The 16,485-nt window shown below is 65.6% G+C and carries 18 protein-coding genes; 10 read left to right on the forward strand and 8 right to left on the reverse strand.

Features of this window, described 5'->3' with window-relative positions:
- The first annotated feature begins 109 nt into the window (after positions 1–109).
- Both G0D83_RS28675 and G0D83_RS28680 read left to right on the forward strand, forming a co-directional pair.
- Positions 110–640, forward strand: coding sequence for a calcium-binding protein (locus G0D83_RS28675; protein ID WP_164197884.1), 531 nt, complete (start codon positions 110–112; stop codon positions 638–640).
- A complete protein-coding gene (locus tag G0D83_RS28680; protein ID WP_370457340.1) occupies positions 541–3,501 on the forward strand; it encodes a calcium-binding protein in 2,961 nt (986 codons plus the stop codon). The genes G0D83_RS28675 and G0D83_RS28680 overlap by 100 nt, the downstream gene beginning before the upstream one ends.
- 42 nt (positions 3,502–3,543) lie before the next feature.
- Here the strand turns inward: G0D83_RS28680 and G0D83_RS28685 are convergent, their stop codons facing one another.
- The 4 genes from G0D83_RS28685 to motA form a co-directional block, all read right to left on the reverse strand.
- The gene (locus tag G0D83_RS28685) at positions 3,544–4,728 is read right to left on the reverse strand and encodes a carbohydrate porin (protein ID WP_164197885.1); all 1,185 of its coding nucleotides are present in this window, start codon (positions 4,726–4,728) and stop codon (positions 3,544–3,546) included.
- Positions 4,729–5,020: 292 nt separating this feature from the next.
- Positions 5,021–5,455, reverse strand: coding sequence for a flagellar FliJ family protein (locus tag G0D83_RS28690; RefSeq protein ID WP_164197886.1), 435 nt, complete (start codon positions 5,453–5,455; stop codon positions 5,021–5,023).
- Positions 5,445–5,705: a hypothetical protein gene (locus G0D83_RS28695; RefSeq protein ID WP_164197887.1), complete on the reverse strand. Its 261-nt coding sequence runs from the start codon at positions 5,703–5,705 to the stop codon at positions 5,445–5,447. The genes G0D83_RS28690 and G0D83_RS28695 overlap by 11 nt, the downstream gene beginning before the upstream one ends.
- Positions 5,702–6,568, reverse strand: a complete 867-nt coding sequence (gene motA, locus G0D83_RS28700; protein ID WP_108970252.1) for a flagellar motor stator protein MotA — start codon at positions 6,566–6,568, stop codon at positions 5,702–5,704. The genes G0D83_RS28695 and motA overlap by 4 nt, the downstream gene beginning before the upstream one ends.
- Before the next feature lie 131 nt (positions 6,569–6,699).
- On the opposite strand from motA, the gene G0D83_RS28705 reads away from it, so the two are divergent.
- The gene (locus tag G0D83_RS28705; RefSeq protein WP_164197888.1) at positions 6,700–7,758 is read left to right on the forward strand and encodes a hypothetical protein; all 1,059 of its coding nucleotides are present in this window, start codon (positions 6,700–6,702) and stop codon (positions 7,756–7,758) included.
- On the opposite strand, the gene G0D83_RS28710 is transcribed toward G0D83_RS28705, so the two are convergent.
- Positions 7,755–8,420 carry a response regulator transcription factor gene (locus tag G0D83_RS28710; RefSeq protein WP_164197889.1) on the reverse strand — a complete coding sequence of 222 codons (666 nt, stop codon included), beginning with the start codon at positions 8,418–8,420 and terminating at the stop codon, positions 7,755–7,757. The two genes, G0D83_RS28705 and G0D83_RS28710, sit on opposite strands and share 4 nt — an antisense overlap.
- A 224-nt stretch (positions 8,421–8,644) precedes the next feature.
- On the opposite strand from G0D83_RS28710, the gene G0D83_RS32380 reads away from it, so the two are divergent.
- From G0D83_RS32380 to G0D83_RS28745, 7 genes are all read left to right on the forward strand, one after another.
- Complete coding sequence (locus tag G0D83_RS32380) at positions 8,645–8,827, forward strand: MucR family transcriptional regulator (protein WP_255455680.1); 183 nt, start codon at positions 8,645–8,647, stop codon at positions 8,825–8,827.
- A 144-nt stretch (positions 8,828–8,971) separates the two neighbouring features.
- Positions 8,972–9,415: a MucR family transcriptional regulator gene (locus G0D83_RS28720; protein WP_108970417.1), complete on the forward strand. Its 444-nt coding sequence runs from the start codon at positions 8,972–8,974 to the stop codon at positions 9,413–9,415.
- 9 nt (positions 9,416–9,424) lie between these two features.
- Positions 9,425–10,432: a flagellar motor protein MotB gene (locus G0D83_RS32675; RefSeq protein WP_164197890.1), complete on the forward strand. Its 1,008-nt coding sequence runs from the start codon at positions 9,425–9,427 to the stop codon at positions 10,430–10,432.
- Positions 10,433–10,760: 328 nt separating this feature from the next.
- Entirely contained in the window at positions 10,761–11,540 is a 780-nt protein-coding gene (locus G0D83_RS28730; protein WP_164197891.1) for a hypothetical protein, read from the forward strand.
- Positions 11,541–11,616: 76 nt separating this feature from the next.
- Positions 11,617–12,366 carry a sigma-70 family RNA polymerase sigma factor gene (locus G0D83_RS28735; RefSeq protein ID WP_164197892.1) on the forward strand — a complete coding sequence of 250 codons (750 nt, stop codon included), beginning with the start codon at positions 11,617–11,619 and terminating at the stop codon, positions 12,364–12,366.
- A complete protein-coding gene (locus G0D83_RS28740) occupies positions 12,363–13,637 on the forward strand; it encodes a flagellar hook-length control protein FliK (protein WP_164197893.1) in 1,275 nt (424 codons plus the stop codon). The genes G0D83_RS28735 and G0D83_RS28740 overlap by 4 nt, the downstream gene beginning before the upstream one ends.
- A gap of 15 nt (positions 13,638–13,652) precedes the next feature.
- A complete protein-coding gene (locus G0D83_RS28745) occupies positions 13,653–14,327 on the forward strand; it encodes a flagellar hook assembly protein FlgD (RefSeq protein WP_164197894.1) in 675 nt (224 codons plus the stop codon).
- A gap of 5 nt (positions 14,328–14,332) precedes the next feature.
- Here G0D83_RS28745 and G0D83_RS28750 read toward each other — a convergent pair whose 3' ends face one another.
- The 3 genes from G0D83_RS28750 to flgA form a co-directional block, all read right to left on the reverse strand.
- Positions 14,333–14,977, reverse strand: coding sequence for a hypothetical protein (locus G0D83_RS28750; protein WP_164197895.1), 645 nt, complete (start codon positions 14,975–14,977; stop codon positions 14,333–14,335).
- Positions 14,978–15,061: 84 nt separating this feature from the next.
- Positions 15,062–15,826: a flagellar basal body L-ring protein FlgH gene (gene flgH / locus G0D83_RS28755; RefSeq protein ID WP_108970243.1), complete on the reverse strand. Its 765-nt coding sequence runs from the start codon at positions 15,824–15,826 to the stop codon at positions 15,062–15,064.
- On the reverse strand, positions 15,823–16,482 hold the full coding sequence (gene flgA / locus G0D83_RS28760) for a flagellar basal body P-ring formation chaperone FlgA (RefSeq protein ID WP_164197896.1): 660 nt from the start codon (positions 16,480–16,482) through the stop codon (positions 15,823–15,825). Before flgA ends, flgH begins: the two co-directional genes overlap by 4 nt.
- Positions 16,483–16,485: the final 3 nt, after the last annotated feature.

Genomic DNA, 16,485 nt, shown 5'->3' on the forward strand with positions numbered 1-16,485 from the left:
CAAAAATTGCTAAATTGCGGCGGGAATATGTCCTAGACTGCGCGGAGTTGTTGTGGTTCGGCGCCTGCACCGTGGGCCGTGCCCTCGCATTCTGGTTCCGGTTGTTTTCATGCCCACGCTTTACCTCTTCTCCCTTCTTATCGGCGGTATCCTGTGGAGCGTGGCGGGCGGCACGTCGTCCTCGGGCGAGGAGGATGCCCCGGAGGACAGGGCCGCCGAAGATGCCGATGAGACAGCGGACCTCAATGGCGCGACGCTGATCGGCAGTGCAGGGAGTGACGCGCTTTCCGGCGGCCCGGGCAATGACACTCTGGACGGAGGTGCCGGGGACGACCTGCTTATCGGCGGGGAGGGAAATGACCAGCTCGTCGGCACGCAGGGGGCGGACAGCGCGCAGGGTGGGGCGGGGAACGACATCCTACTTTTCGTAGACGAGGCGCTCGGGGCGCCGGATGTGCTGGAGGGCGGCGCGGGGAACGACGTCCTCTGGGGCAATGACGGCGACAGGATGACCGGCGGCGCAAATGCGGATATCTCGTCGTGCCGGTGGGGCAGGAGGGCGCCGCGCCGGTTACCATCACCGATCTCGACTTCACCCGCTTCACCGAGCAGGACGTGCCCGACCGCGTGGTCTTTGTGACGCCGGAGGGCGAGATCCTCCCGCGCGGCGCCTTTTTCGACGGCACGCTCGCGGCAGGCATCGGCGACATGCCCGACGGCAGCGGCGCGGGGAACTACATGAACGGCGAGGTGGTGGCGGTGATCGAGGGCCACACCGCCGAGGAGCTTTTCTACGAGACCGTCTGGATCGGGAACTTCTCGCCCGCGCTCACCGGCTTTTTCGACGGCGACGACGCGCTTACCGGCAGCGAGGGGCGCGACGAGCTCTTCGGCGGGAGCGGAGCGGATACGCTGGTGGGTCTTGGCGGAGGCGACTATCTCGACGGCCAGTCCGGCGACGATTTCGTCAACGGCGTCGACGAGGAGGGGGCCGAGACGGTGGGCGACACGCTGGTTGGCAACGCCGGGGACGACACGCTGCGCGGCGACGCGGGCGATCATCTTGCGGGCGCGGCGGGAAAGGACAGCTACGAGATCGTGGTGCCGCAGGGGGAGGGGGCCTTCGTTCCGATGACGCTGCACACCTATGACCTGCGGGGCAACGACGGTGCTCCGGAACTCATCACCCTGGTGCAGCCGGACGGCACGCGGCTTTCGGCAGGGGCGGCCTATGGCAGCCTGACGGTCGCGGAAGCCGAGGATGGCAGCGGCACGGCGCTGGTCTTCGAGGGCCGGGTGCTCGCGGTGATCGACGGCGTGGACGCGGCCGAACTCGGCGACCCGCGCGGCTGGCTGGGCAACCTCGCTGCCGTGACGCCGTTCGCGGCCGCCCCGCCCGCCTTCGACGGAACGCAAGTCTCGGTCACCGCGGCGATGGGTACCGGACAGGTGCTGGAGGGGGCCTATTTCGGCGGCAACCTCGTGTTCAGCGTCAACACCGAGGACGGGCTGCCTTTCGACAATTTCGGCGCTGCGGCGGATGCGCTCGACATCACCCATCTGCGCTTCCCTGCCGGGCAGGGCGACAGCGGCGATCTCGAGGAGGATGGCGCGGGGTTCCTCAATATCCTGCAGATGGAGCGGGTGGACGGGGCATGGGCGCTCCGGCACGAAGTGACTGATATGCTGGATTGGGCGCGCGAGAGTGGCGCCAAGGTAACGCTGGTGCTGCCAACCAAGAACTACAGCGTGACTGACTACGAGGCGCTCGACGGGGACATAGCCCGCTTTGCCGAGACGGTGATGCGCGACCATTCGGACGTGGTCGAAGCCTTCGAGATCGGCAATGAATACTGGAGCATGGGCGAGACCGCCTATGGGGCCAAGGCCGATGTCGCCGCCGTGGCGCTGGCGCGTGGCATGGAGGAGGCCGGCTTCGAGCCGGAGGATCAGGCGGCGATCCTCGTGCAGATGGCCTCGCCCTTCGCGGGGTCGGAATATCACGTCTCGATCGATGATCGCCCCTATTTGCAGCGCGTGCAGGATGCCAACCGCACCATCATCGGCCAACTTGGCAGCGAGGCGCGCGAGGCCCTCGACGGGGTGGTCGAGCATTACTACTACGACAAGCGGGTGACCGAGTTCGAGGGCACCAGCGGCGAGATGAACTTCATCAACCGCGACTACGCGGTTTGGGACGACGCCTTTGACAAGGAGCTCGATCTCTACGTCACCGAGTGGAATGTGCGCACCTCGGACACCACGGAGACCGGTCTGCGCTCTGCCTCGGTCATGGTCGAGATGACCTCCAACATGAACGGGCTCGGCGTCGACGCGGCGCATGTCTGGCCGGTGCAGCACAACACGCCCACCGACCTTGCCGGAAAGCAGCACGAGAACGTCCTTACCGACGCCGAGGGGCGGGTGCTGAACACGATCAACGGCGCGACATTCGATCTGATGAGCTCCAGCTTGCCGGGACTGGAACTGCTCGAGACTGACCTTTCCATCGAGGATGGCAGCTTCACCTTCCACGCCTGGCAGTCCGAGGACAGCACCGTCGTCTACGTCGCCTCGCGCGCCACCGACAGCCTCGAGCTGGAGCTCGATCTCTCGACGCTGGTGCCCGAATACGCCTCTGCCTCGGCGGTGAAGATTGGCGCGGATGTCTCGGCCAACTCCAGCGACGGGGTGCACTACGTGCCGGGCGAAGGCTTCCAGGAGGCCGACAGCCTACTGGTCAACGGCCAGCGCTACTACATCAACGAGAACGACGTGCGGGCCAAGCTGACGGATATCGCAGTCACCGGGACCAAGGTGCCGATCACCCTCGATCCCTTCGAGGTCATCGAGATCACCTTCGACACCTCGGGCATCGATGCGGCGGAGCCGGACACCGTCGGCGACACGGGCGAGCGGATCACGGGCAGCACGACAGGCGACACGCTGGAGGGGGGTGACGGCGACGATACGCTCGAGGGACTGGCGGGCGACGACAGGCTGGTCGGCGGCAAGGGGGATGACAGCGCCAATGGCGGCGCTGGGGATGACCGTCTGCTCGGCTGGGGCGGGGGTGATTACCTCAAGGGTGGGGACGGCAACGATCTCATTTCCGGCAACCAGGGAAGCGACACGCTGGTCGGCAGCGAGGGCGACGACATACTGACCGGCAACGAAGAGCATGACGTGCTCAACGGGATGGTGGGCAATGACAGGCTCTCGGGCGGGCCGGGGGCGGACACGCTGACCGGCTGGGCTGGGCGGGACGTTTTCGTGCTGGAGGAGGGCGACCTCACCGGCGGCGACGTGATCACCGATTTCACCCCCGGGAAGGACGTGATCGAGGTCGACCTGCCGGGGATCGACGATCTGTCGGACCTTAGCTTCGCGGCCAGCGAGGCGGGCATCACCATCCGCTTCGGCGCGCAGGGAAGCTTGCTGCTGCAAGGCGATCTGCGCATCTCCGACGTGAGCGCGGCGCGCAACTTCAGCTTCGTCTGAGGCGGGGCCGAAGCCTGTCCCCGCGGGGACAGGCCCGAAGGGTCAGAAGGTCGCGCGGATGCGGAATCCGACTTGGGTGTAGTCGTCGTAGCTTTCGAAGCTCGGCTTGACCCACATGATATTGCCGCCGAGGCGCCAGTTCTCGGTGAGCGCGGCCTCGTAGAAGGCCTCGACCGCCGACTCGTCCTGCAGGTTGACCCCGTAGGCCCCCAGCGCGTCACCCAGCTTGTCGGACCAGTTGTACTTGCTCCAGGCTATGCCCCAGCGGTCCCCCTGCCGCCCGTAGAGCGGCGAGTTGCCCCCGACGCCCAACAGGAACATCTCGTCGAGCGGGTTGGGGTTGCCATCGCCGTAGCCGATCTGGCCGAAGACGCCCCAGCCGACCATCGGGTTCTGGGGATCGCTCCAGAGGTATTGCTGGAAGCTGACGCCGGTGTAATTGACCCCGTCCTTGGTGCCCGCGAAGGCGTCATCGCTGGGCGAAAGCAACAAGGATTCGTAGTCGGTGCCCTTCTTGGTCGAATGGGCAATGTTGAAGCTGTAAAAGCCGGGCATGCCGTTGATCTGGGTCGTGTAGGTGGCGGTGCCATTGTAGACCACGCCGTCGTCGAAGAGATCGTCCCAGAAGTCCTCGCCTTGTGCGTTGTTCGCATCATAGATCATCAGCGTATAGATCATCGGCGCATAGTTCACCGTCAGCACGCCGCCGAAAATGTAGGGCGGGAGCACGAAGTTGCCGGGGGCGCCGATGCCGAGGTACTGGAATCCACCCTGGCCCTGTCCGCCCAGAAGCGGCACCGCCTCGGCCAGATCAATCACGTTGAACTTGCCGAAGCTGACGCTGGTGGTGTTGTTGAACTGCTGCGTGAGGGTCAGCGACAGCGTGGTCTCATTGTCCGAGGTGACGGAGGGCAGCGTCGCGAAAGTGTTGGTCGGCCAGACCAGGCCGCCTTCGCCGAGGCCGACGTAGCCGTCGCCGTCGTTGTATTCGAAGTGCCCGCTGATCGAACCTCCGGACCAGATCTCCGCGTAGTTGAGCTTGATGTCGACCCGCCAGTTGTAAAGCGCGTCGTCATCGGTGTCGCCGCTGGTTGGGACATCCGCGAAGGTGGTCAGCCCGAAGCTGAGTTGCGGCCCGCTGTTCTGCGCATGGGCGGCAAGGGGCAGGCTGGCAGAGGTCAGCAGGGCGGCAAGCAACGTCGGGCGAAATGAAAGGCGGACAGTCATGGCAAATATCCTCGTATCGGAGGTGGCTGTTCCTTGGGAAATTACGGTCCCGGCAACGCGCCGCGCCTTGATCCTTCGTGGATCCCTCGCGCGGCCCCGGAACGGCACTCATTCAAACGCAGTCTCGAAAATGCTGATTTCGCGGCGAGAAACGAAGCCGGGAAACCCTGCGAAAAGCCTTCCACAGGTGCGTGATAAAAGCAATTCTGGATCTACCGGCGCGTGAACCGGTGCTGCAAGTGTGGCGCGGCTGCCCGGTATCGGTGCAGGCGTGCGGGTCGGGGGCGGCGGGTCAGCCGGTGCGGTTCCAGCGCTGCAGCGAGAGCTCGTCCTGCGCGTCTGCCTCGCGCTTGACACGCGCCTCGCGCTCTTCGGCGAGGCGCTTGAGGCGGAGGATCTCGTAGGTCTTCTGCTCGGCCAGCGCGGCGCGCAGCTTCTCCTCGGAGCGGGCAAGCTCGGGTGCCAGCTTGGCGGCGTCGTTTGAGATGCGGTCGACCTCGGCGCGGATCGAGCGGATGAAACGCCCAAGGTAGGGGGCGCCCTCGAGCCCGTCGATCCGCGACTCGCCGGAGAGCCGCTCCAGCAGCGCCGTTTTGTCGTTTTCGAGCCTGTCCATGCGGGCGCGGATCGCGCCGGTCTCCGCCGCTTGCCGCTCGGTCTCGAGCGACTTGAGGCGCTCCATCACCTGTAGCGCGCGCAGGCGGCGCCGGGTGGCGTCAGTGGCCATCGGTCGCCGCGGCGGGGCTGTCGGGATTCGGCGCCGAGGGCATCGGCCGCTCGCCGCCGAGCGCCATCCGCATCCGGGCTAGGATGGGCTCGGGAAAGCCGTTCCCCGAGGGCGGCATGGCGTGGAACTTGCCCGGCCGTGCGGCGGAGATATAACCCAGCGTCGCCAAATCCTCCTGCGGCGTTGGTGCGCTTTCTGCCGAGGCCATGCCGGCGAAGAGCAGCAGGGGAATGGTGCGCAGAAGGCTCATGCCGCGGGCAGTTCCTTTTGCGCGGCCTCGACCTCGTAGAAGTCGGGCTGCATCCGGGTCGGAATATTGCCGCGGCCGATCTCGACGCAGATGCTCGGCGGGTGGTCGGAGACCATGGCCACGAAGATGTCGCGGATGATGTGGTAGAAGGCCGCGTCCTCTTCCTCGATCTGGGCCAGGCGGCCGGAGATCGGCTGCACCATGCAGTACGCGAGGAACACGCCGAGGAAGGTGCCGACCAGCGCGCCACCGATCATCCCGCCGAGGATCTCGGGCGGTTGGTCGATAGAGGACATGGTCTTGATCACCCCCAGAACCGCCGCGACGATGCCGATCGCGGGCAGGCCGTCGGCCATGGTCTGGATCGCGTGCGCCGAGGCCATGGCCTCATGGTGGTGCTTCTTGATCTTGCGGTTGATCACATCCTCGGTCTGGTACTTGTCGTCGAACTGCATCGACAGCATGCGGAAGCTGTCGCGGATCAGGTCGATGGCGAAATGGTCCGACGCGATGCGCGGGTAGCGCGCGAAGATGTCGCTCTCTTTCGGGGACTCGATGTGGCTGTCGAGGGCGAGGATGCCGCGGGATTTGTATATGCGCGACAGCTCGAACATCAGGTTGAGCAGGTCGGCGTAATCCTTGGTTTTCCAGCGCGGGCCCCGCACGACCTTGATCACGCCCTTGCCCGCGCTCTTGATGACCGTGAAGCTGTTGGCGATGACGAAGGCCCCGATCGAGGCGCCGCCGATCATCATGCCCTCGAAGGGCAGGGCGTGCAGCACGATGTCCATCTTGCCACCGGAGAGGATGAAACCTCCGAAGACCAGGCCGAAGACAAGGGCGAGACCGAGGATCAGCGTCATGGGGAAATCTCTGCTTGGCTCTTTTGCCGGGATGCGCCGGCTGTCATGATGAGCATATGTAAATTTGACTTTCTTTCAAGTATAAACAAGAATAGATTCCGAAGTTGAAGAACTGTTCGAGGCCACTGATCATGAACGCCGAAAAGCTCGCATATTTTTTCGAGGCCGGTGAGCTTCTGACGGTCTTCGCCGAATGGCCCGACGAGATCGGCCTTGTGCTCTGCCTCGACGACGCGGGCACCTGCGAAATGGTGCTGCATCACCTTGACGAGGGACGCTCGGTGCTGCGCAAGGCCGCGGCGGTGCTGGACTGCGGCAAGGGCGGGTTCGCCGTCGTGCCTCCGGTCGAGGGCTACCCGACGCGTAGGGTGCTCTTCTCGGACGAGCAGAAGCTTCTGAAGCTGGTGGCCGGCGAGGATGACCTGCCGGAGATGGCCGAGGACTACCTGATCAACTACCGCTTCGAGCAGGAGCGCAAGGCGCGTCCGGCGCCGGCCCCCGCGCCGGTCACCGACCCCTTGGCCGAGAAGGTCAGCGCGGCGCTGCGCGGCCCCGAGCCCTTCCGTTGGCGCCCCCGGCTGCACCTCGCCGAGCTTGCGCCGCGACCAGTGGCGCGCCGCAAGCCCAAGCCCGAGATGCCCGAGGGCTACCTGCCCGCCGAGGTGGTTTCAGGCAGCGAGTGCCAGTTCGTGGAGGCGGAGGTCAGCCTCGGTCACCGCGGTGTCCGGGTGACCCTCTGCCCCGGGTTGGTGACCATCCAGACCCGCGCCGTGCTGATCGAGGAGGTCGGTTTCCGCGACGATTTTTCGCGCTTCGTGCTGCCGCGTAAGGCGGTGCAAGGTTGGGTCGCCGGCGCGCCTCTGGTCATTGATATCCCCGAGAGCCGCTTTCCCGCCGCCCTGCGCCAGCGGTTTGCCGCATCGCCCCGCGTGGCCGAGGTAACGGTGACCGGACATGGGGTCTTTGTGGCGCCAGGCCCGGCGACGCAGTCCGCCGAACCTGCGGTGCCGGCGGCGGCGGTGCCCCCGGTCGCGGCCAAGCCGCGCCGCACCCGCCGCGTCTTCTCGCCGCTGCGGGTGGCGCTGGCGGTGCTCACCGGCGCGGGGCTGATGACCGGCACGATGATGAGGGCGGTGGAGATGCCGGCGAACTTCGAGACATCGGTGCTCGAGATGGCCTTCGACAACTAGAGCGGGGCGTCGCCTTCGAGCACGTAACCCTGCGCCCGGATCGTGCGGACCCGCAGCGCGGTGCCGTAGCTCTCTTCCAGCTTCTTCCTGATCCTTCCGACATGCACATCGAAGCGCCGGTCGCCGTAGCTCCATTCGGCTCCGGCCACCTCTGCGGCGAGCGCGGACCGGCTGACGATCTGGCCGCGCCGCACATTCAGGAAAGCGAGAATGCGCTCTTCCAGCGGGGTCAGTCCGAGCTGTACCAGCCTCGCCGCGCGTTGCCCGGCAAGCGAGGCGCCCCGCAGTCTGACCGAAAGCCGTGCGCGCAGCTCCGAGGGATCATGGTCGGCCCGCAGCGCGTCATCGGCTCCGGCGGCGAAGATCTCGGCGGCGCCGCGCGGGCGGTTGCCGTGATCGATGGCGAGGATCACCGCATCGGGGACCAGCCGCCGCGCCTCGGCGATCAGCCCGAGCATGTCATCATCCCGCGGCAGATGGGCGGTCAGACCCACGAGCATGGCGGTCAGCGGCGCGCCCGGGGTCACCAGCTCGCGGGCCTCGGCGGGGCGGGCGCGGCGCAGCACGCGGCGCAGTCCGCTGCGCTCGAGCAGCTGCGACCAAGCGGTGCGCTGCGCCGTGTCGCGCTCGACAACCACGGCAAATGAGGCACGATTTGTCATTTCGCTCTCGTCGGACAAGGTTTTGTCGGATTTTTTCCCATGACTGGACGAAAACTCGCGGCATTCAACATGGATTAACCTTCTAATCCTATCTGCTCTACCAAGAGCGAGTAAGAACACTAAGTAGAGACAAGGGAATGGGTAAAGAGTTGCGAGGGTTCCTTTTGCGGATTTTAAGGTGGAGCCGGGCAAATGTGTCGTCACCGCGGGGCGACTCATACTCGATGCTGACATGCCGCGAAACCGGGATGCAAAAGCCCCTTCTGCGCAGGCATCTGCGCGAGGTTCTGGGGATGACGCCCGAGGAATACCGCAGGAAGTGGCGCCTGCCGAAAGACGCGCCGCTGGTTTCGCAATCCTACCTCGACCGGCGGGAAGCCGCTCGAAACATGGAGTGGGAAGGTTAAATTGCCGCAGCGGCAAGAATCTATGTAAAGTAAAAGTGCAATCCCCGTCGACGGGCGCGCTTGTTCAAGGACAAGCAAGAACGGACAGAAGTGCGTTTGGTCCCTTCGATGCGAAAGCAGAACGACGATCGGCAGGATGAGATTATGAGTGGACATGACGAATCGCAGGATATGGTGGCCCGGATCGTGGCGGCCTACGCGTCTAGACCGGACGTGACCCCGGATGAGATCGTGAATCTGTACAGGCGGTTGACGGGTGAGGTGCAGGACATGCCCGCCTCTGCCACGATGGCCGAGCCGGCGCACGGCGCCGCGCAGGGACACGGCGGGATGCGGCCCGCGCTGCCGGTGGCCCAGGCGGTGACCGAGGAAAAGGTCTACTGCCTGTGCTGCGGTCGCGGCTTCAAGATGCTCAAGCGCCACCTCGGTGCCGAGCACGGGATGACCGAAGCGCAGTACCGCGCGGCTTTCGGTCTTCCCGAGGACTTCCCGTTGGTAGCGCCGAGCTACTCGCGCAAGAAAGCGGCCCACGCCAAGGAGGCAGGCCTCGGAAAATACGACCGCACGGTGATGGCGGGGCAAGAGTAAAGGCAGAGCATGGCAGGCAGGAACGAGCAGTCGGTCATCATCAAGAGGATCGAGGAGACCGGCGGTCACGGGCATCACGGCGGCGCTTGGAAAGTCGCCTATGCCGACTTCATGACGGCGATGATGGCCTTCTTCCTGCTGCTCTGGATCCTTGCCGCCTCCGACGAGGAAAAACTGCGCGGACTTGCCGACTATTTCACCCCCTCGCTCTCCGAGTCCGGCGGGCGCGGGGATGGGTTGCTCGACGGCACGGTGCTGGGCCAGGATGGCGTAATGAGCGGCACCGACGGCCCGCAGAGCCCTGTGCAACTGCCGAGCTTCGGCCAAGAGAACCCGCTGGCGGTTTTCGACAGCCGCCTGCGCGACCCGGACTCTCGGGTCGTCGTGGAATTCGACTCGCGTCCCGACGGCACGCAGGACAGCCAGACGATCAACACAGGCGAGAACGGGGTCGCCGATGGCATCGCCGCGGCGCAGGCCGCCGCGGATTCCGAGGCCGAGGCAGAGCAACTCGAACGCGCCGAGCAGGAGTGGCAGGAGACGCAGACCCGTCTCGAGCAGTCGATCACCGACCGCGTCACCGAGGATCCCAAGCTCGAGGCCATGATTGACAACCTGCTGTTCGAACGCACTGCGGACGGGCTCGAGATCCAGATCGTCGACAAGAACAGTACCTCGATGTTCGCGACCGGCAGTGCCCGGATCGAGGAGCGGACGCGCGACCTGCTGCGCATCGTTGCCGAGGCCATCGTCGACCTGCCGAACGAGATCTCGATTTCCGGGCACACGGACTCGGTGCCCTACGCGCGGGCGGGAACCTATTCCAACTGGGAGCTTTCGGCCGACCGCGCCAATGCCACGCGGCGCGTGCTGGTTGATACCGGGGTGAACCCGACCCGGATCACCCGTATTTCCGGCCTTGCCGACACGGTTCCACTGGACCCGGAGCACCCGATGGCCCCGGAAAACCGCCGCATCAGCGTCACATTGCAGTATCCGCGGGATACGCAGCCCTGAGCGACGTCGCGGCGTTCGGAAATATGACCGAATAATTCACCACATTTAGTGTCCTGTTTGCAGCACCCTCCTGCATATCCACACCTAATTCGAACTATGTAAAGATAAGTCAGAGGGTGTGGACTTCGGTTTGGCGCTTTGGCTCGGTCTGTTTCGGCGCCGGGAACCCCTGCAAACACAGGGCCTTCGAGGGGCGACTCGCCTGTCAGGATGTAGGGCTTGGAAAGTTCAACCCCCCTACATCTGGCGGAACCATTAACATTTGGTGGGTTTGCGGATATCCGCTCAAAATTTACTGTATGTCCTGGGGAAATGACTCACTTGGGGCATGGGTAAGCAGATGCGTGGCGGGGATGTACTTCGGTTGATCTGGCGGAACGGCGTGGCGCTGCCCGACACGGGCTTCGGCTTGCGGTTTCGTGCGGCGCTTTCCTCGATCCTGCCGGTCCAGGTGGTAATCCTGATCGCAAAGGGCGGCTGTGCGCGGCCGCTGGTCATGGCCGACGAGCTGGAACTGGCCCCCGCTCTCCCGCTTGGCGACGTGCTTGTCGAAGAGCTGCCGCTCGACTTGCCCTATGGCACGATGGTGGTGATGTTGCCGGAAGGCGGAAGCTCCTTCTCGCAGCTCCTTGGCGAGACGGTGGGCGAGGCGCTGGTTTTGGCCCAGAGCCTTGGCGGTGTGCCGATGGAGCACGAGACCGACGCGCTCTATATCATGGCCCACGCCGCGATGCGCCGGGCCGCGACGCTGGTTCTAGAGGGGCATGACGTGGATCCGCAGGGCTTCTGCCGTGGGCTCGGTCGGTGCCTGTCGCGTCACTGGCTCGCCGAGCGACGCCCGCTGCTGCCCGATCCCATGCTGTTCATGCGCTCCGATTTCCTCTGGCAGCGGCAGCTTGCGGTCTATCTCGCGGATCTCGACCCCGGCTTCAGCTCGCCCGACCCTCTGCTCGTGCCTGAGGACTTGCTGAGCGTCTCGGATGCACCGCTCCGGCTGAGCGAGTGGGCGGCGCGGACCGAGATCATGCTGCGCGCCGTCATGGGGGCGCCCGAGCGCGAAGACGCGCCGCTGAAGAGCAACTTGGCTGCACGGTTTAACCTTCAGTAAATCATTATATTCTTCCGAAGGTTGAAGAACTGTGTTTACTTATTCTTGCAGGCAAGAATGAGTTGGGCGTTTCTTCATGATGTCCATGACGTACCAGGCAGCCATGCGCGAGCCGTTTCTTGACGTAGAGCAGGAACGGACCGCCATCTGCGATTGGCAAGACAGCGGGGACCGCAAGGCCCTTGAGTTGCTGCTGCGCTCGCACGCGCGGCAGGCGTGGTCCCAGGCCGCGCGGTTCACCGACAACCCGGTGCACCTCGAGGATCTGGCGGCCGAGGGAATTCTCGGCCTAATCAAGGCCGCCGACTGTTTCGACCGTCAGCAGGAGGTGCGCTTCTCGACCTATGCGGCCTGGTGGGTGATGAACGGCATTTCCGGCGCGCTGGCGCGGATCAAGGCGGTGATCGATATCCCGGCGCGCACCTATCTCGATGCCCAGACCGGCAAGCTCTCGGATGAGGAACGCGTCCGGATCCGTATGGCCACCCATGGGATCATCGCGCTCGACGGCGGTGACGACGAAGAGGACGGGCGCCCGCGGGATATTCTCGTATCGGGCGAGCCGGGGCCGGAGGAGCTGGTCACGCAGGAGAGCGAGCGGGCCATGCTGACACGCCTGCTGGCCGAGGCGCTGGAGCCGATGACCCCGGAAGAAGCCGCGGTGATCCGGCGCAGGCGCCTGCAGGCAGATCCCGAGCCCTTCGGCAGCATTGCCCGGGATCTCGGGGTGTCGCAGGACCGCCTGCGGCAGGTTGAAAAGCGCGCCATGCTGCGGCTGCGGCGCAATCTCATAGACAGGGGCTTCTCGCGAGCAGTGCTGACATGATCAATATTCTCGGCGCATTCGGCGGCGCGGGAGCCACGAATGGCGCCACGGCGGAAAAGCCGGCGGAAGGGGAGACACCCTTCGCCGGCCTTCTCGCGCTCTTGGGGGGGGATGACGCGCCTCCGGCGGAAGGCGACGGGGCAGGGTCCGGCGAGCTCGGTGACATGCTCGCCGACGCCGAGGCGGCGCTGGCCGATCCAGACCTGTCCGAGGAAGAGATCGCGGCCATTGTCGGCCCGCTGATCGCGCAGCTCGGCACAGCTTTGGCCGGCGATCCGGCGCTGTTGGAGCGCGCCGAAGCACTGGTTGCCGATCTCTCTGCGAGCTTCGGGAGCGAGGGCGCGGCGGACGAGATGTCCTGGCGTGACCTCTCCGAGGGGCTGGCAGACCTCCAGGCGTTGCTGGGCGGAGCCGATGAGATCGAGGGCGAACCCGCCGCGCTGGCAGCGCTCTTGGGCCAGGCCATTCTCGTGGCCGAAGAGGTCGCGCAGCCGCGCGGTCCGGCCGTCTCCGGGTTGGGGCAGCTGCTGTCGCTTCCCCTGCGCGGCCAGCCCGCAGGGGAAGGCGTGGCGGGGTCGAGGTTGCCAGAGGACATCAGGCATCCTGCGGCCGAGTTGCGGGGGATCGCTGAAAAGGTGCCGCAGACCGATGGCGAGACCTCGGACGGGCAGCGGGCAGCGGTTCAGGTGCTGGCGGCGGGCACAACGGCTGGCCAGGTGGCCGCCCAGCCGGCGGAGGGCGCGGCATCGCACATGCAGGCCATGCCGCTTGCGCCGGTCTCCGCGACGCCGCTTGCCGCCAGCGCCCTTGCCGCCGCGCAGGTGGCTGGTACGTCGCCGCAACTGGCGGTGCAGGGGCAAGACGTGCTGGGTCAAATCCGCGCCAGCGCCAACGCCGAGGGAGAGATCAACGTCGAACTCAAGCCCGAGGGACTGGGCAAGGTCGAGATCTCGCTGACGCCAGACGAGGCGGGCAAGCTGCAGGTCGTCGTGCGCGCCGATCAGGCGGCGGTGCTGTCCTCGCTGCGCTCCGACCGCGACGCGCTTCTTGCCCTGCTGCGCGACGCCGGGCACGCAGTCGAGGATGGCGCGCTCAGCTTCTCTGACATGGGCGCGCAGGGAGGCTCTCAGCACTCCGGCCAAAACCACGACGGTGCCCGCATGGGCGGCTACACGACTTACGGCAGCGTCAGCACCGAGGCATCGAGCCTCGACGGCGCGGCATCGCACTCACGCCTGCTGCCCGAGGGCAGCGTGGACATCAGCATTTGACGGGGACCTATCTCGATGGCCATTGATCCGTTCGGCACGACCAGCGTCAGCACGACCACCAGTTCCGCAAGCAGCTCGATGAGCCAGCTCTCGGAGGACTACGAGAGCTTCATCACCCTGCTTACCGCGCAGATCCAGAACCAGAACCCGCTCGAGCCGATGGACAGTACAACCTTCATCTCGCAGCTCGCGCAACTCAGCCAGGTAGAGCAATCGGTTGCGACCAACTCCAACCTCGAGGGCATCTCCGACCAGCTGGCGTCGATGGGGGCCATCACCGGACTGTCGCTGATCGGCCGCTCGGTGGTGACCGCGACGGAGGGGGTGACGCTGGGCGAGGACGGCGGCTCCGCCGAGATGTCCTACGTCCTGGCTGCCGAGGCCGCGACTGCGACGCTGACGGTGACCGCAGAGGATGGCACCGTGCTGCGCAGCTACACCGGGCTCGACACCAGCGCCGGGGCGCGCCACACGGTGGTCTGGGACGGGCTCGACTACGAGGGGCTGCCGCTGCCGGCTGGCAACTATAAGATGAAGCTCGAGGCGGTGGATTCCGAAGGTACCACGATCGCATCGCAGACCTATGCGCCGCTCAAGGTGCAGAGCATGACCTACGAAAACGGCCTCGCCACGCTCCACCTGGAGAACGGCGAGACCGTGCTTGCGGGCCTCATCGAGGAAATCATCTGAGCAGCTCAGCTGCGCGGCACGTCGGCCTTCACGAGCGACAGGAACAGGACTTCGGAGACATCGTCTCCGAAGTCTTTTTTCAGGTCCGCAGACAGCTCGCGCGACAGCACGCCGGTGTCGATGTTCACACCCTTCATGGTGTTGCCATCTGCGGCGCGGTGCATCGAGGTCAGGATCGCGTCGCGCAGGCGCGAGGCGTTCTCGGCGATGTTGAAATTGACTGCGGTGGGTACGTCGCGCATGGCCACACCGACTTCCGAGACCACGTAGGTAATGCTGGAGGCGCGGTAGACCGGCACCGAGATCTTGCCAAGCGACACGATGCTGGAATCGTCCATCCGATCTTTGGTCAGGATGCCCGCGGTGTCGGCGGGCTCGTGGGAGATCTCGGTCTCGGGGCGGCCACCGTTGCGGGCATGCTCGTGCGGCAACGGCTGCGCAATCTCGGTGTCATCCTCGGGCGTGGGGACGTGCTTCGGCCCTTTGGTCGCCAGATCGTCGAGGATCTGTTTGGCTGCCGCAGGTTCGATGGCTTCCGCTTTGGTTTCGACCGGCGCGGTCGCAGCGGGCGCCATCATGTGGCCGGCAGCGTAGCCAAGCGCTCCGAAGACGAGCGGCAGGGCGGCCAGGGCGATGTATGATTTCTTCATAACGAATCCCGCAGTTTCTCTGTCAGGGTCCGTAGTGACGTAAGATTCGGGCGATAGTTTCTTCAAATAAGGGCGCGATTTAGCTCAATAAGGCAAAATAACGTCCATCACGTCCTCGCCGTAACCGCGCGTCTGCTGCCGGCTCACCGAGCCGCGGCCACCGTAGGAGATGCGCGCCTCGGCGATTTTGTCGTAGGGAATGGCATTCGTACGGTCGATGTCCTGCGGCCGGATGATGCCGGTGACGCGCAGCTCGCGCAGTTCCTCGTTGACCTTGACCTCCTGCCGGCCAGCGACGACGAAATTGCCGTTGGGCAGCTCCTGCACGACGAGCGCCGCCATGCGTAGGCTTATGCTCTCCTCGCGGTCGATGCTGCCGGAGCCGGAGGCGCCGGTGGTCGAGGTGATATCGACGATGTTGTCTCCCGATGGCAGATCCTCGGGGCCGACGCCGGGCAGGATCTTGTCGATCTGGCTGCCATAGCCGAAGAAACTGGGGAAACCCAAGGTCGAGCCGCCGGTGCGGCTGCGGTCCGATTCATTGCTGAGCGACGCTTCGTCCTCGATTTCGACGAGGATGGTCAGGATGTCACCGATCTGAGTTGCCCGCTGATCCCCGAAGAAGCCCGACGACCCTCGTTCCCAGAGCGACGCACCTTCCGCGCGGTAGGGTATGCGGTCGGGCTTGGGCGGCGGCATCGGAATGTTCACGCTGCGCGCTTCGGCCAGCGTCTCGGGGTCGATCCCGACGCGGCTCACCTCGGGCTCGCGGTCGAAGGCCGGGGTGCTGCAGCCCGCCAGCAGGGCAAGGGCAGAGGCGGCCATCAGGCCATGACGGAGCGGGGTCATCGGATCACCTCCACGAGGCCCGCCTCGCGCGCGATGGCGACGAGGGGGGTATTGCTGACGAGATTGACGATGCGGATCTCCTGCCCGCGGTGGGCATCGGTGAGCGCGCGGCCCGGGGCGGTCACCACCAGCCGGCCATCGTCGTAGAGAATGTTTACCTTGTCGCCGCGGCCGACGACCAGCGGCTGCATCACGGATTGGGTCATCACCGGCCGTCCCTGCGCCAGCATCCGGCGCACCTGCATGCCGGCAAGCTTTTCCTCGTCGACCACGGTGAAGGCGCCGACCCGGCTCAGCGGCATTTCGACGGTCTTGATGTCCTGCGCGCCGATCAGATCGCCGGGCATCAGCCGGCGGGTGGGCACGGGCAGGCTGCGCGTGGCGATGATGAAGCCCTGGAGGCGGTGCGTCACCCCGTCTTCGGTCACCGCGTTGGCAAGGAACTGGCCGCTTTCACGATCCATCCAGAAGGCCGAAATTGTCTCGGCCTCGTCGATCATCGCGCCCTTGAACCGCACGCGGAGGTTCGCCTCGGCCGGAAGCGCCTCCGCCCAGCTCATCCGGGCCTGCTCTTCGATAAGCACGACGGGCGTTTCGGCGTGTCCGGCAAGCGGCGCCAGCATCAGCACGGCGAGGAGGGCGGCGAGGCAGCGCATGGG

It is taken from the genome of Salipiger sp. PrR003 (assembly GCF_010500785.1).
GTDB classification, from domain to species: domain Bacteria; phylum Pseudomonadota; class Alphaproteobacteria; order Rhodobacterales; family Rhodobacteraceae; genus Salipiger; species Salipiger pacificus_A.

Bases quoted from the DNA above. Each gene is read 5' to 3' on its own strand.
- G0D83_RS28735 (WP_164197892.1), top strand. From the start codon at position 11,617: ATGATGTCCATGACGTACCAGGCAGCCATGCGCGAGCCGTTTCTTGAC.
- G0D83_RS32380 (WP_255455680.1), top strand. From the start codon at position 8,645: ATGCTGACATGCCGCGAAACCGGGATGCAAAAGCCCCTTCTGCGCAGG.
- G0D83_RS28710 (WP_164197889.1), bottom strand. From the start codon at position 8,420: ATGACAAATCGTGCCTCATTTGCCGTGGTTGTCGAGCGCGACACGGCG.
- G0D83_RS28685 (WP_164197885.1), bottom strand. From the start codon at position 4,728: ATGACTGTCCGCCTTTCATTTCGCCCGACGTTGCTTGCCGCCCTGCTG.
- G0D83_RS28695 (WP_164197887.1), bottom strand. From the start codon at position 5,705: ATGAGCCTTCTGCGCACCATTCCCCTGCTGCTCTTCGCCGGCATGGCC.
- G0D83_RS28690 (WP_164197886.1), bottom strand. From the start codon at position 5,455: ATGGCCACTGACGCCACCCGGCGCCGCCTGCGCGCGCTACAGGTGATG.
- G0D83_RS28705 (WP_164197888.1), top strand. From the start codon at position 6,700: ATGAACGCCGAAAAGCTCGCATATTTTTTCGAGGCCGGTGAGCTTCTG.
- flgA (WP_164197896.1), bottom strand. From the start codon at position 16,482: ATGCGCTGCCTCGCCGCCCTCCTCGCCGTGCTGATGCTGGCGCCGCTT.
- G0D83_RS28740 (WP_164197893.1), top strand. From the start codon at position 12,363: ATGATCAATATTCTCGGCGCATTCGGCGGCGCGGGAGCCACGAATGGC.
- flgH (WP_108970243.1), bottom strand. From the start codon at position 15,826: ATGACCCCGCTCCGTCATGGCCTGATGGCCGCCTCTGCCCTTGCCCTG.
- G0D83_RS32675 (WP_164197890.1), top strand. From the start codon at position 9,425: ATGGCAGGCAGGAACGAGCAGTCGGTCATCATCAAGAGGATCGAGGAG.
- G0D83_RS28675 (WP_164197884.1), top strand. From the start codon at position 110: ATGCCCACGCTTTACCTCTTCTCCCTTCTTATCGGCGGTATCCTGTGG.
- G0D83_RS28720 (WP_108970417.1), top strand. From the start codon at position 8,972: ATGAGTGGACATGACGAATCGCAGGATATGGTGGCCCGGATCGTGGCG.
- G0D83_RS28730 (WP_164197891.1), top strand. From the start codon at position 10,761: ATGGGTAAGCAGATGCGTGGCGGGGATGTACTTCGGTTGATCTGGCGG.
- motA (WP_108970252.1), bottom strand. From the start codon at position 6,568: ATGACGCTGATCCTCGGTCTCGCCCTTGTCTTCGGCCTGGTCTTCGGA.
- G0D83_RS28745 (WP_164197894.1), top strand. From the start codon at position 13,653: ATGGCCATTGATCCGTTCGGCACGACCAGCGTCAGCACGACCACCAGT.
- G0D83_RS28750 (WP_164197895.1), bottom strand. From the start codon at position 14,977: ATGAAGAAATCATACATCGCCCTGGCCGCCCTGCCGCTCGTCTTCGGA.